This is a genomic window from Saccharothrix sp. S26 (assembly GCF_021390395.1).
Classification (GTDB): Bacteria; Actinomycetota; Actinomycetes; order Mycobacteriales; family Pseudonocardiaceae; genus Actinosynnema.
The window spans coordinates 20786-33797 of the sequence record NZ_JAJUWT010000005.1; the positions used below are offsets into that span (position 1 = coordinate 20786).

The 13012-nt window shown below is 72.9% G+C and carries 12 protein-coding genes and 1 pseudogene; 7 read left to right on the forward strand and 6 right to left on the reverse strand.

Annotation, left to right across the window (positions count from 1 at the left end; genetic code table 11):
• The first annotated feature begins 78 nt into the window (after window positions 1-78).
• Window positions 79-1560 (forward strand): cellulose binding domain-containing protein, encoded by a 1482-nt coding sequence (locus LZG04_RS09120; RefSeq protein WP_233815240.1) that lies wholly within the window; start codon window positions 79-81, stop codon window positions 1558-1560.
• 99 nt (window positions 1561-1659) lie between these two features.
• Here the strand turns inward: LZG04_RS09120 and LZG04_RS09125 are convergent, their stop codons facing one another.
• On the reverse strand, window positions 1660-2550 hold the full coding sequence (locus LZG04_RS09125) for a hypothetical protein (protein WP_233815242.1): 891 nt from the start codon (window positions 2548-2550) through the stop codon (window positions 1660-1662).
• Between the two features lie 130 nt (window positions 2551-2680).
• On the opposite strand from LZG04_RS09125, the gene LZG04_RS09130 reads away from it, so the two are divergent.
• On the forward strand, window positions 2681-3538 hold the full coding sequence (locus LZG04_RS09130; RefSeq protein WP_233815244.1) for an aminoglycoside phosphotransferase family protein: 858 nt from the start codon (window positions 2681-2683) through the stop codon (window positions 3536-3538).
• Window positions 3539-3542: 4 nt separating this feature from the next.
• Here LZG04_RS09130 and LZG04_RS09135 read toward each other — a convergent pair whose 3' ends face one another.
• Window positions 3543-5525: an amino acid transporter gene (locus tag LZG04_RS09135; RefSeq protein WP_233815247.1), complete on the reverse strand. Its 1983-nt coding sequence runs from the start codon at window positions 5523-5525 to the stop codon at window positions 3543-3545.
• A 702-nt stretch (window positions 5526-6227) separates the two neighbouring features.
• The gene (locus LZG04_RS09140) at window positions 6228-7409 is read right to left on the reverse strand and encodes an MFS transporter (protein ID WP_233815250.1); all 1182 of its coding nucleotides are present in this window, start codon (window positions 7407-7409) and stop codon (window positions 6228-6230) included.
• A 141-nt stretch (window positions 7410-7550) separates the two neighbouring features.
• Between LZG04_RS09140 and LZG04_RS09145 the strand changes: the two genes are divergently transcribed.
• The 4 genes from LZG04_RS09145 to LZG04_RS09160 all read left to right on the forward strand — a co-directional run bounded on the left by LZG04_RS09145 (window position 7551) and on the right by LZG04_RS09160 (window position 10678).
• On the forward strand, window positions 7551-8009 hold the full coding sequence (locus tag LZG04_RS09145) for a MarR family winged helix-turn-helix transcriptional regulator (protein ID WP_233815253.1): 459 nt from the start codon (window positions 7551-7553) through the stop codon (window positions 8007-8009).
• A 66-nt stretch (window positions 8010-8075) separates the two neighbouring features.
• On the forward strand, window positions 8076-8852 hold the full coding sequence (locus LZG04_RS09150; protein WP_233815255.1) for a DeoR/GlpR family DNA-binding transcription regulator: 777 nt from the start codon (window positions 8076-8078) through the stop codon (window positions 8850-8852).
• A complete protein-coding gene (locus tag LZG04_RS09155) occupies window positions 8849-10033 on the forward strand; it encodes an MFS transporter (RefSeq protein ID WP_233815257.1) in 1185 nt (394 codons plus the stop codon). Before LZG04_RS09150 ends, LZG04_RS09155 begins: the two co-directional genes overlap by 4 nt.
• Window positions 10034-10057: 24 nt before the next feature.
• On the forward strand, window positions 10058-10678 hold the full coding sequence (locus LZG04_RS09160) for a DUF4062 domain-containing protein (protein ID WP_233815259.1): 621 nt from the start codon (window positions 10058-10060) through the stop codon (window positions 10676-10678).
• Between the two features lie 178 nt (window positions 10679-10856).
• Here LZG04_RS09160 and LZG04_RS09165 read toward each other — a convergent pair whose 3' ends face one another.
• Together LZG04_RS09165 and LZG04_RS09170 are read right to left on the reverse strand one after the other, a co-directional pair.
• Entirely contained in the window at window positions 10857-11315 is a 459-nt protein-coding gene (locus LZG04_RS09165) for a hypothetical protein (RefSeq protein WP_233815262.1), read from the reverse strand.
• A gap of 121 nt (window positions 11316-11436) precedes the next feature.
• Window positions 11437-11712 (reverse strand): hypothetical protein, encoded by a 276-nt coding sequence (locus LZG04_RS09170; protein WP_233815264.1) that lies wholly within the window; start codon window positions 11710-11712, stop codon window positions 11437-11439.
• Between LZG04_RS09170 and LZG04_RS42945 the strand changes: the two are divergent.
• Window positions 11639-11929: pseudogene (locus LZG04_RS42945) on the forward strand (tetratricopeptide repeat protein); the annotation flags it as partial. The gene LZG04_RS09170 and the pseudogene LZG04_RS42945 sit on opposite strands and share 74 nt — an antisense overlap.
• A 117-nt stretch (window positions 11930-12046) precedes the next feature.
• Here LZG04_RS42945 and LZG04_RS09175 read toward each other — a convergent pair.
• Window positions 12047-12943: a DUF4231 domain-containing protein gene (locus tag LZG04_RS09175; RefSeq protein WP_233815267.1), complete on the reverse strand. Its 897-nt coding sequence runs from the start codon at window positions 12941-12943 to the stop codon at window positions 12047-12049.
• Window positions 12944-13012: the final 69 nt, after the last annotated feature.

A 13012-nucleotide genomic window follows, 5' to 3' on the forward strand; every position in this document is an offset into this window, starting at 1 on the left:
CCTTCTCGTGGCGCAACTTCTTCGCTACCGTCCGGGAGCGTTCCCAGAACCGTTGTCCCACGTCCCGTGGAGGATCAGGTGCACACCACGCGTCATCGTTCCCGGTCGGCGGTGGCCGGCGCGGTCGTCGCCGCGGTGGCCGCGGCCCTGACCGCCGCGACCGTCACCACCGCGCCCGCCCAGGCGGCCGTCGGCTGCCGGGTCACCTACCAGGTGGCCAACCAGTGGACCGGTGGTTTCGGCGCGAACGTGACCGTGACCAACCTCGGCGACCCCGTGCCGAGCTGGCGGTTGGCGTGGTCGTTCGCGGCGGGCCAGCAGGTCACCCAGATCTGGAACGGCACCGTTCGCCAGTCGGGTGCGCGGGTCGAGGTCGACAACGTGAGCTGGAACGGCAGCCTCGGCACCGGCGCGAGCGCCGGGTTCGGCTTCAACGGCTCGTGGACCGGCTCGAACCCGGTGCCCACCCAGTTCACGCTCAACGGCACCTTGTGCACCGGGACCACCAGCACGACGACCACCACCACGACGACCACGACTTCCACGCCGCCGGTGCCCGGTGTCCTCGACCGGGCGCACACCGTGGGCCGGGTCCGGGCCGCCGAGGGCGTCGCGCGGTACACGTGGCCGGGCATCTACTTCGAGAGCCGCTTCCGCGGTACCGGCGTCGGGATCGTGCTCAACGACGCCGCCAACGACTACGACGTCCAGGTCGACGGGACGACCGTCGCCTCCCTGGTCACGCCCGGCCGCGTCACCCGGTGGATCACCGGCCTGACCAACGCCGAGCACACCGTCCGGCTGGTGAAGCGGACCGAGAGCGCTTGGGCCGCCGGTGAGTTCGGCGGGTTCCTGCCCGCCGCCGGCGGCGCGATCCTGGACAAGCCCGCCGCGCGCACCCGCCAGATCGAGTTCATCGGCGACTCCCTGACCGCCGGCTACGGCAACCTGTCCACCACGCGCGACTGCTCGGCCAACGGCGGCGTCGACCGCAACACCAACACCGACCTCACGTTCGGCGCGCTCACCGCGCGCGGCCTGGGGGCCGACTACCAGGTCAACGCCCACTCCGGCCGGGGCATGGTGCGCAACTACAACGGCGGTGAACCGGACACCACCTTCCGCACGTTCTACGAGCGCGGCCTTCAAAACGTGCCCGGAGACGTGTGGCGCAACCCCGCCACCTGGCGGCCGCAGCTGGTCGTGGTCGGCCTGGGCACCAACGACTTCTCCACCGCCATCAACCCCGGCGAGCCGTGGACCGCCGACAGCCTGGTCGCCGCGTACAAGACCGCGTACCAGGGGTCCATCGACAAGCTGCGCACCCAGTACGGTCCCGACACGGTGATCGTGGTCAGCGCCACGAACCTGTTCGCCCAGACCGCCCAGCAGGTGGTGACCGAGCGCAACGCCCGCGGCGACAACCGGGTCCGCTTCTGGAACTACGACAACCCCGGCCTCGACCGCCTCGGCTGCGACTGGCACTTCTCCCTCGCCGACCACCGCCTGATCTCGGGCCTGCTCAACGACTACATCGCCACCCTGCCGCTGGACTGGTGACACCGCCCACGGGCGGTAGACGGTCAGCGTCGCCTGACCACCGACGTCGCTGAGCGTCCAGTCGTACGTGCACGTCCGCGTGCCGCCACGGCTTCCTCCCTATTCGCAACCAACACCGTCGTGGTCGGCGTCCAAGCGGTACTCGTCCGGTCCGATGACCTTGATCGGCCCGGTCACGTAGGCGGGACCGTCGCCCTTGCCCGGCTTGCAGTCGACGTCGCTCGCGATCGGCACGCACGGGTCGTAGCTGGGGTGGCAGCCCGGGTTCGGGGCGGGCGGCGGTGCCTCGGTCGTCGGGTTCGGCCGTGGTTCCGGCTGTGGCTGCGGTTGTGGCTGCGGTTGTGGCTGCGGTTGTGGCTGCGGTTGTGGCTGTGGCTTCGGTTCCGGCGAGGGCTCGGCGACACTGGTGGTCGGTGTGGTCGTGGTGGTGGTGGTGGTCGTCGTGGTGGTCGTCGTCGTTGTGGTGGTCCTGGTCGGCGCGACGGTTGTGGTCGTCGTGCGGGACGCGGTCGTGACCGGCCCAGCGGCCGAGTCCTTCGTGTACTGACCGGCGTCCACCACCGCGGCGATGACGACGATCAGGAACGCCACGACGCCGGCGGCGATCCACACAGGACGGTGCGACTTCTCCCCCGCCCGGTGTCGCGGCAGGAAGACCACGACTTCCAGACCGCGTCGGCCGACCGTGATCACCGCCTCGCACCCCGGCGTGTCACCGGCGTCGATCACCCGGCCCATGAGGTCGGCGTAACGCCGTGACGCCAGGTACGTCAGCTCGCCGACGCGCCGACCGTCCAACCGGACCTCGATCGCGTACTGGCCGCGGTACTCGCCCGAGGTGATGGTGCACCACGCCAGGGCGACCACGACGCGCCACTGCCCGCCCGGCGCGACGGGGTACCTCGCCAGCCACGCCTGGTGCGCCTGTACACCGGTCACCTCGACCGGGACCGCGGCCTCCAGCATGGACAAGCCTGATGTCGGGTCCATCGCGCACCCCCTTCGTCAGATGGATGCACTCACGTCATCGGCGCGGTTCGGGCGGCTGTTACCGCGACGGACGTCGGCGTGTGAGGCTGGGGTCATGCGGATGCACGCCGATCAGTTGACCGTGTCCCCGGTGACCGTGCGTCGCCTCGTGGACGCCCAGTTCCCCGAGTGGCGGGGCCTGCCCGTGACGCGGGTCGCGTCGGAGGGGACGGTCAACGCCATCTTCCGGGTCGGCGAACGCCTCGCGGCCCGGTTCCCGCTGCGGCCCGGGGACGTCGAGCCGGTGCGCCGGTCGTTGGAGTCCGAAGCAGAGGCGGCCCGCGAACTCCTGGGCCGCACGCGGTTCCGGACGCCGGAGCCCGTTGCGATCGGGGAACCCGGTGAGGACTACCCGCTGCCGTGGTCGGTGCAGACGTGGCTGCCGGGGGTCGTGGCCACGGCCGAGGACCCGGGCGGTTCGGTCGCGTTCGCGCTCGACCTGGCCGAGTTCATCCGGGACGTGCGGGCGATGGACACGCGCGGGCGGGCGTTCGGCGGCTCGGGCCGCGGCGGTGACCTGCGGTCCCACGACGGGTGGATGGAGGTGTGCTTCGAGCGCAGCGGACGGCTCCTGGACGTGCCGGGGTTGCGCCGGCTGTGGCACGAGCTGCGCGACCTGCCGCGGCACGACGACGACGTGATGACCCACGGCGACCTGATCCCCGGCAACGTGCTCGTGGCCGGGGGCAGGCTGAGCGGGGTCATCGACGTCGGCGGCCTGGGGCCCGCGGATCCCGCGCTGGACCTCGTGAGCGCGTGGCACCTGCTCGAACCGGGGCCGCGGCGGGTGTTCCGCGACGCCCTCGGGTGCGACGACCCGCAGTGGCAGCGCGGCCGGGCGTGGGCGTTCGAGCAGGCGATGGGGCTCGTCTGGTACTACGTCGAGAGCAACCCGACCATGAGCCGGTTGGGCCGGCGCACCCTGGCACGCGTCACGGCCGACACCTGAGCCGTCACCCGCCGACGTGGATGCGGGGACGGCGGGCTTCGTCCCGTTCGTGGGTGCGGATGATCTCGCGGACGACCGGGGCGGTGTCGCCGCGGCCCAGCAGCAGGTAGCGGAACAGGTGGCCCACCGGGTTGCCCTCACTCCACGCGAAGTGGCAGTGCGGCAGGACGCCGGTGGTGTCGCGCAGGACGAGCAGGATCGCCGCGATGGCGTTGGGCGCGGCCGGGCTGCCGGCGCGCAGCACGCGGTGCCCGCCGACCTCGACACCGCGCACCTTGAGCACGTCGCTGAAGTCCGACGGGTCCACCACGTCGATCTCCAGGAACAGCACGTCGGCCTGGCCGGGCACCGGGTTCGCGCCGCGCTGCTCGGCTTCCTTGTCCGCGTACTCCGCGGCGTCACCCGCCTGGCGGCGGTTGGCGATGATGGTGAGCGCGCCGTCGTGGGCGATGGAGTCGGCGATGAACCGGCGCGCCTCGTCGTCGAACTCGATGTGGTCGGCACGCAGCTCGGTGGTGCGGGTGACGCGGGAGACCAGCGAGACGGCGATGATGCCGACGATGAAGAAGAACGAGATGGTGATGCCGTCCGGCTTCTCGATCACGTTCTCGACCAGCGCGTACAGCATGATCAACGTGAGCGCGGTGAACGCGATCGCCGGGCCCTTGCGGCCACGCCGCGCGCACGACAGCGTCACGGCGGCCGACGCGGAGACCATCATCGCCAGGATGCCGGTGGCGTACGCGCCCGCCTGGGCGTTGACGTCGGCGCGGAAGACGATCGTGATCAGGACGCACACGGCGGTGTAGACCAGCACGACCGGCCGCACGGCGCGGGCCCACTCCGGGGCCATGCCGTAGGAGGGCAGGTAGCGCGGCACGATGTTGATCAGGCCGGCCATCGCGGACGCCCCCGCGAACCACAGGATCAGGATGCTGCTGATGTCGTAGGCGGTGCCGAGCCACTCGCCGAGCAGGTCGTGCGCGAGGTAGGCCAGGGCGCGGCCGTTGGCCTGCCCGCCGGGCTGGAACTGCTCCACCGGCACCAGGACCGTGGTCACGAAGCTGGTCGCGATCAGGTAGACCGACATGATGACCGCGGCGGTGGTGAGCAGCTTGCGGGTGTTGCGGATGCGGCCGGCCAGCCGCTGTTCGGGCGTCCGGCCGTCGGAGGCCACCAGCGGCATCATGCTCACGCCCGTCTCGAACCCGGACAGGCCCAGCACCAGCAGCGGGAACGCCAGGATCGCCGGGCCGACGACACCGGCCGGCCCGCCTCCGCCGGCGGTCAGGGCGTCCAGCCAGCGGTCCAGCGCGACCGGCTCCGACACCACCTCCACCACGCCCGCCACCACGACCACCGCGTTGAGCAGCAGGAACACCGCGACGAGCGGGATGGCCACACCGACGGCCTCGCTGAACCCGAGCAGGAACACCCCGCCCAGGACCAGCAGCAGCACGACGGTGACCAGCACCTCCTGGCCGTGCAGGAACTCCGGCGTGCGCGGGTTCTCCAGCGCGTGCACCGACGCGTCGGCGGCGGACAGCGTGATCGTGATGATCCACGACGTGGCCACGAAGCCGAGCAGGACCAGCACGAACAGCTTGCCCCGCCAGAACGGCAGCAGGTCCTCCAGCATCGCCACCGAACCCTGGCCGTGCGGGCTCTCCTTGGCCACGCGCCGGTACATCGGCAACATCCCGAACAGCGTCAGCGCCACGATCAGCAACGTCGCCAACGGCGAGAGCGCGCCGGCGGCCAACGCGGCGATACCGGGCAAGTAGGACAAGGTGGAGAAGTAGTCCACCCCGGTCAGGCACATGACCTTCCACCACGCCGTCGGCTCGGCGTGCTGGTCGGAGCCCGCGGGCCCGACCGGCTGCACGCGGTGCTCCAGCAGCCAGCGCCCCAGCCGGGAGGAGGGCGCGGACGGTCGGACCGGGCTGTCCACCCGTGCCGGTACCACGCCCGGTGGCGTGTCGGTCATGCCGGCTGTTTCCTTCGCGGTGGGCGTCCCCTGGTCGGTCACACGGGGAGTCAACCCGGCCCGAGCCGGATCCGCCGCTCCTGGCGACGTAAAGATCGCGCTAAGACGCCTGCCGCGCTCGTCACACGGTGCGGTGGAACCCCGGCCGGGCGGCGGGGTTCCACAGGCCGTGTGTCGCCGTGTCGAGCGGACCTGCCCGCACGCATGCTCGCCCTACCGTCCACCGCAGACACGTGCGGTGTGACCGGAGGAGATCATGATCCGCGAGACGACCCGGCTCGCGCCGGCCGTCGTGCTGCTCGCGGGCACACCGGCGAGGGCGACCACCGCCACCTGCCAGTGGGCGGTTCCTGCAGCACCACCCGTTCCTACCCCGACCTGGTGAACCGGGATCCGGCCGAGTTCCCGCCTGGCGGGGAGGTGGAGCCGGCCGACTCCTGCTGCGGCGGCGCGGGGATCCGGCACATCGCGCAGGCCGAGCAGGTGGAGCGGGCCGGTCTGGGCGGCGACACGGACGTCGTCACCATCGGCGTGGGCGGCAACAGCCTGCGGCACGTGCGTCCGGCTCGGCCTGGGCGGCGGGTCGTGGCGCGTGCACTACCAGAACCCGCCGCAGGGCGAGGAGGACATCGACGCCGGGTACGCCCGGATCGAGCGCGAGTACGCCGGCCCGCCGAGCAGAAGTGGTCGAGGGCATCCGCGTCAGCTGAGCGCGCCCGCGAGGGCGCGTTCGGCCGCCTTGGTGCGCCGGTCCAGGTGGGCGGCGACGAACGACAGCACCAACGCGGTCCCGGACAGCACCGCGCCGACCCAGTTCGGCGCGGTGTAGCCGAGACCGGCGGCGATGGCGGTGCCGCCGAGCCAGGCGGCCAGCGCGTTGCCGAGGTTGAACGCGCCGATGTTCGCCGCCGAGGCCAGCGTGGGCGCGGCGGCCGCCTGGTCGAGCACCCACTTCTGCAACGGCGGCACGGTCGCGAAGCCGAGCGCGCCGATCAGCGCCAGCGTGATCGCGGCGAGGACCCGGTCGTGCGCGGTGACCGTGAACAGCAGCAGGGTCGCCGAGAGCGCGCCCAGCGAGACGAACAGCATCGGCATCAGCGCGCGGTCGGCGAACCGGCCGCCGACCAGGTTGCCGACGAACATGCCGACGCCGAACAGCACCAGCAGCCACGTCACCGCGCCGGGCGAGTAGCCGGCGACCTCGATCATCATGGGGGTGATGTAGGTGATCGCGGCGAACACCCCGCCGTAGCCCAGGACGGTCATCGCCATCGCCAGCCACACCTGGGCGTTGCGGAAGGCGGCGAACTCCGTGCGGACGGTGACGCCCCGCGGCCGGCCGGTCTCGGGCACCAGCTTCGCGACGCCGAGCAGCCCGACCACGCCGAGCGCGGCGACGAGCCCGAACGTGACCCGCCAGCCGGTCGCCTGGCCGATCATGGTGCCGCCGGGCACGCCCACGACGGTCGCCAGGGTCAGGCCGGTGAACATCAACGAGATGGCGGACGCCTTCTTCTCCGGGGCGACGAGCGCGGCCGCGACCACCGAGCCGACGCCGAAGAACGCACCGTGCGCCAGGGACGCCACGACCCGGCCGGCCAGCATCACGGCGAAGACCGGCGCGACCGCCGAGAGCGCGTTGCCCACCACGAACAGGCCCATCAAGGCCATGAGCATCTTCTTGCGGGACACCCTGGTGCCCAGCACGGTCAGCAGCGGCGCGCCGAGCACGACGCCGAGCGCGTAGCCGGTCACCAGCCAGCCCGCCACGGGGATCGAGACCCCGAACTCCCCGGCGACCTCGGGCAGCAACCCCATGATCACGAACTCGGTGGTGCCGATCCCGAATGCCCCGATGGCCAGGGCCACGAGCGCGAGAGGCATGAGCGGAGCCTTCCAGTTGATGAGCCAGCGCGGATTAACCGCGTCAGACGTTAATTGCGCACGCGTTATATGCGCAAGCGCGGGTAGTGGTAGAGTGAGCGGCGTCGCAGGGGTGCGCCGCCCGTCGGCGAGGAGGCCGTCATGACCGCAACCAGTCCGTCGCTCACCGCGCTGGCCACCGGCTGGTGCGCGCTCTCCGCGCTGCACGGCCGGATCGAGTCCCGGGTCGAACGGGCCCTCCAGGCCGCGCACGGCCTGAGCGCGCGTGAGTTCTCCCTGTTGGAGGTGCTCAGCCGCCAGCACGACGGCGAGGGCGGCCACCTCCAGATGGGCCAGGTCTCGGCGTCGGTCGTGCTGAGCCAGAGCGCGACCACCCGGCTCGTGACGCGCCTGGAGGACCGCGGGCTGCTGTCGCGCTACCTGTGCCCCACCGACCGCCGCGGCATCTACACCGACGTCACCGAGGCCGGCCTCGCCCTGCTCGAAGCCGCGCGCCCCACCCACGGCGCGGCGATGAGCGAAGCGCTGGACGAAGCGCGCCACGAACCCGAGCTGCGGCCGTTGGTCGAGGCCGTCGAGGCGTTGAGCACCGCCGGCTGACCCGCGAAAGCGATCGTAAGCACAAACCACTTGTTCGAACGCACATAATTTGCGACGGTTGCTCCCGTGAAGAGCGCCGACCGCCACCGGGTGATCATCGAACGGCTCCGCTCCGGCGCTCAGGTCGCCGTGGCGGAGCTGGCCGCGGCCACCGGCGCGTCGGAGATGACCATCCGACGCGACCTCGACCTGCTCGCGGCGGGCGGCGTGCTGCGCCGGGTGCACGGCGGCGCGGTGCCGCTCAGCCCCGCGGGCGTCGAGCCGCCGTTCACGGCACGGGCCACGACCGCGAGCGACGCCAAGCGCGCCATCGCCGCGGCCGCCGTGGAGCTGATCCGCGACGGCGAGACGCTCGTGCTGGACAGCGGCACGACCGCGGTCGAGGTGGCCAAGCTGCTGCGCGGCCGCCCGGTCACCGTGATGCCGCTGTCGCTGCACGCGGTGCGCGAGCTGCTCGACGCGCCCGAGGTGAGGCTGCTGCTGCCCGGCGGTGAACCCAGGCCGGGCGAGCTCGCCCTGGTCGGGCCGCTGGCGCTGGCGTCGCTGCGGGCGCTGCGCTTCGACGTCGCCGTGCTCAGCCCGTGCGCGTTCGACCTCGACGCCGGGCTGACCGCGCACAACCTGGCCGACGCCGAGGTCAAGCAGCAGGCGATGGCCGTGTCCGGGCGCACGGTCGTGCTCGCCGACAGCACGAAGTTCGACCGGACCGCGCTCGCCCACGTCTGCCCCGCCGACCGGCCCGACGTGCTGGTCACCGACACCGAGACCCCCGCCTCCCTGCGCGATGAGCTGACCGCACGCGGGGTGCTCGTGCACGTAGCCGAACGACTGGAGACCCTGTGACCACCCCCCTGCCACGTGCCGCCCGCGTCGCGACGTGGATCTACTTCACCCTCAACGGGTTCGCCGTCGGCCTGTGGGTGGTGCACATCCCGAACGTCGAACGCGCGACCGGCATCTCGCACAGCGCCCTGGGCGGGCTGCTGCTCGTGCTCGGCGGCGCGGCGTTCCTCGGCATGCAGGTCGCGGGGCCGCTCGCGGACCGGTGGGGCCAGCGCAAGCTCCTGCCCGCCGCCGGCGTGCTGCTCGGCACGGCCCTGTTCTTCCCCGGCCTGGCCACGTCCTGGTGGGCGCTGGGGCTGGCCCTGCTGTTCTTCGGCTTCGGCAACGGCACGATCGACGTGGCCATGAACTCCCACGCCGTGGTCGTCGAACGCGCCTACCCGCGGCCGATCATGGCGGCGTTCCACGCGATGTGGTCGATCGGCGGCGCCATCGCGGCGGTCGTGGGCGCGCTGACGCTGCGCGCCGACGTGCCGACAGCGGTGACGTTGGGCGCGTGCGGCGTGTTCACCATCGTGGTGTCGCTGCTGACCGGCCGGTTCCTCATGGACGGCCGCCCCGAGCCCGACGAGGCCGCGAAGGGCACCCCGGCGGCGGCCAAGCCGTCGACCAAGCTGGTGTGGCTGCTGGGTGCCATCGCGTTCGCCATGATGCTCGCCGAGGGCGTCGCCAACGACTGGGCCGCGCTGCACGCCGAGGACGTCCTGGGCACGACCACCAGCACGGCCGCGTTCGCCTACGGCTCGTTCGCCGTGGCGATGACCGTCGGCCGGTTCGCCACCGACCGGGTTTCCGCGCTCGTCGGCCCCGTCGCGATCGTGCGGTACGGGGCGGCGCTGGCCGCGTTCGGCCTCACGCTCGTGGTGTTCTCGCCGTGGGTGTGGTTGGCGTTCACCGGCTGGGCGCTGTTCGGCCTGGGCCTGTCGGGCAGCGTGCCGCAGCTCTTCTCCGCCGCGGGCAACCTGGACCAGCGCTCCTCCGGCGCGCTGATGGCCCGCGTCGTCGGCCTGGGCTACGTGGGCCTGCTCGCGGGTCCGGCGCTGATCGGCGGCCTGGCCCACTGGATCCCGCTGAACATGGCGTTCCTCGTGCCCGTCGTGTTGTGCCTGCTGGCGGTCGGGTTCGCCAACGTCCTCGCGCCGCGCCCGGCCCCGAGCGAGGAGCCCGTCGGGTCGCGGTGACCCGCCTCGTCCGAGAAGTGCGGGGTGCGCGGCCCCTGCGATGCTGATCGCGCGCGACCGCCTCGACGGGTCTTCATCAGCCACACCTCGGAACTGCGCGAGTTGCCCGCGGGCCGGTCGTTGGTGGACGCGGTGGAGTCGGCGATCAGCCGCGCGGGCGACGCGGTGATCGACATGGCCTACTTCGCGGCACGGGAGGACAAGCCCGCGCAGGTGTGCCGCGAGGCGGTGCTCAAGGCCGACGTGTACGTGCTGCCGGCCGGGTTCCGGTACGGCTCGCCGGTGCGCGACCGGCCCGAGCTGGAGTACGAGGTCGCGGGCGAGGCGGGCATCCACCGGCTGGTGTTCCTGCTCGACCAGGACGCGCAGAGGCCCGCCCGGCTGTTCCCGGACCGCGAGCGCGGCTCGCGCCAGGACCGGTTCCGGGCCCGGCCGGCCGAGGTCGGCACGATCGCGGCGGTGTGGTCCCCGGCGCAGGCGGAGACCGCGGTGCACCAGGCGTTGACCGAGCTGAAGGTGGACCGCGCGCACCCGGCTGTGGAACCTGCCCGCGCCGCTGTCCCGGTTCACCGGCCGCGAGGCCCTGCTGGCATCGGCTGCGGCAGGAGCCGACCGGCCACCTCCGCGTTGCCCTGCTCGGCATGAGCGGCATGGGCAAGACGACGACCGTGCTGGAATACGCGCGCGGTTCGCCGCCGGGTACGACGTCGCCTGGTGGGTGCCCACGGGCACGCCCGAGCTGGTGGTGAACCACCTGGCGGAGCCGGCGCGGGCGTTGCGGGTGGCCGAGCCGTCCGACGGCGCCGGCGCGGCCGTGGCCTGATTATCCGGTGCCCTGCGCGCGCAGGACCGGCGGCTGCCGGTGTTCGGCAGCGCCGAGGACCCGGCGGCGTTGCGCGGGCTGCTGCCCGGTGGCGCGGGGCACGTCGTGACCACGACCCGCGACCCGGACTGGCGCGACCTCGCCGCGGCGGTGCCGGTCACCCCGTTCGCCCGCGCCGAGTCGGTCGCGTTGCTGTGCTCGATGGCCCACCACCTCGACGAGGTGGACGCGGGCCGGGTCGCCGAGGCGCTGGGCGACCTGCCGCCGGCGGTGGACCAGGCGGGGGCCTTGTTGGCCGACACCACGCTGGACGCGGACAGCTACCTCGCGCGGTCGCGGGTCGAGGCGGACAAGGCGTTGGGCGGCGGCAGGGGCGTCGGTGGCTGCCCCACCTCGGTCGCCGCGTCGTGGTCCGAGGCGTTCGACCGGCTCGCGGACCAGGACATCGCGGCGTTCCAACTGGTGACGCTGCCCGCCTGGCTCGCGCCGGAACCGGTGCCGTTGGCGTTGGTCGCCCGGCACCACGACCTGCTCCCCCGCCGCCGGCGGACCCGGCGACGTTGCGGTCCGAGCTGCGGCGTCAGGCGATGGTGCAGCCGGAGCGGGACAGCGTGCGGCTGCGCACCGTGCCCGCCACGCTGCTGCGGGCGCGGGCGGACGGCACGGCCGGGCCGTTGTTGGGCCGGCCGACCACGGCGGTCCTGCCGCTGTGCGCGGCGGTGCCCCAGGGCGGGGGCGGCGACCCGGTGGTCCGGTCGACGTGGCGGCAACTGCTGCCGCACGTGCCGGCGGTCACCGACCCCGACCGGGACCTGCGGCTCGTCGGCCACGACATCGCCTGGCTGCTGGACCGCACGGCCACCTACCTCAACCGGCGCGGCGAGCCCGCGCAGGCGCTGCCGCTGCGACGACGGGCGCACGACCTGGGCCGCGAGCTGCTGTCGGACCGGCACCCGACCACGTTGGCGGTGGCCGACAACCTGGCCGCCGACCTGCGCGGGGTCGGTGAGCACGCCACGGCGCGGGAGTGGGACGAGAGCACGTGGACCCGCCGCAGGCTCGTGCTCGGCGAGGACCGCCCCGACACGCTCGTCTCCGCGGTCAACCTGGCCCGCAGCCTGTGGGACGTCGGGGAGCGGGACCGCGCTCGACCACGACACGCCGGCTCGACCTCGGCTCGTGACCGGGCGTCACGACGTGGCGCGGGTGCGGGACGCGCGCCACATGGTGTGCTCCCGGCTGATCGCCTCCTCCGCGTCGGCGACCTCGGCGGCCCACGCCGCTTCGTCGGCCACCAGCGCGCACCGGTCCTTGACGATGCCGAGCTCGGTCGAGGCGTAGGCGTAGGCGCGGGCCAGGGTGGAGTACTGCTTGGTGCCCGCCCACGCCGCGCCCGCCGCGATGAGCGCGGCCGCGACCCCGGCCAGGTCGAAGCCGATGTAGCCGAACGCGCGGGCGAACGCGGCGATGATGCCCGCGAACGCGAACACGTACAGCACCCTCTGCGACTGGCCGGCGCGCCGCTCGTTGACGGTGGCCTTGGCCGCGTACCAGGTCTGCTGCTCGGTGATGCGGTCGGCGATGTAGGTGCGCTTGCGCGTGGCCAGGTCCGCCCGGCGCAGGTCGCGCATGGCCTGGCTGACGGTCGGGCGGTCGGGCGGGGTGATGCCGCTGTTGGGGCCGTCCTTGAGCAGCGCGCCCATCTGCTGGATGAACCGCAGCTCGACGGCGCGCTCGTCCTCGCCGAGCGGGAACGGCGAGCCGCCGACGGCGAAGCGCCAGCCCATGCTCTTCGCGGACTCGGCCAACGCCCGCCCGTCGTACCACTTGGTCTCCGGCGAGCTGCCGCGGAAGTGCTGCTCGACCAGCAGCATGACCAGCAGCGCGACACCGGTGCCCACGGCGGCGACGTCCACCCGGCCGACCTTGAACGCGAACACGCCGCACACCGCGGCGAGCACGGCCAGCACCAACCGCGCCCGCAACGCGCGGAGGTAGTCCCGCTGGCCGCGCAGGGACATCGCGTCGGCCACGTGGAACAACCCCGGTAAACCGTCGTCGGTCAACGGCTTCTCGGTGGTCGACATGTGCTCTCCGTTCACCATGTGCTGACCGCGTATCGACGCGGCTGTCGGAAAGGGTTACCACGCCGTCGA

Coding starts and splice junctions, on each gene's coding strand:
- LZG04_RS09125 (WP_233815242.1), bottom strand. CDS start 2,550: ATGGACCCGACATCAGGCTTGTCCATGCTGGAGGCCGCGGTCCCGGTC.
- LZG04_RS09145 (WP_233815253.1), top strand. CDS start 7,551: ATGACCGCAACCAGTCCGTCGCTCACCGCGCTGGCCACCGGCTGGTGC.
- LZG04_RS09175 (WP_233815267.1), bottom strand. CDS start 12,943: ATGTCGACCACCGAGAAGCCGTTGACCGACGACGGTTTACCGGGGTTG.
- LZG04_RS09140 (WP_233815250.1), bottom strand. CDS start 7,409: ATGCCTCTCGCGCTCGTGGCCCTGGCCATCGGGGCATTCGGGATCGGC.
- LZG04_RS09135 (WP_233815247.1), bottom strand. CDS start 5,525: ATGACCGACACGCCACCGGGCGTGGTACCGGCACGGGTGGACAGCCCG.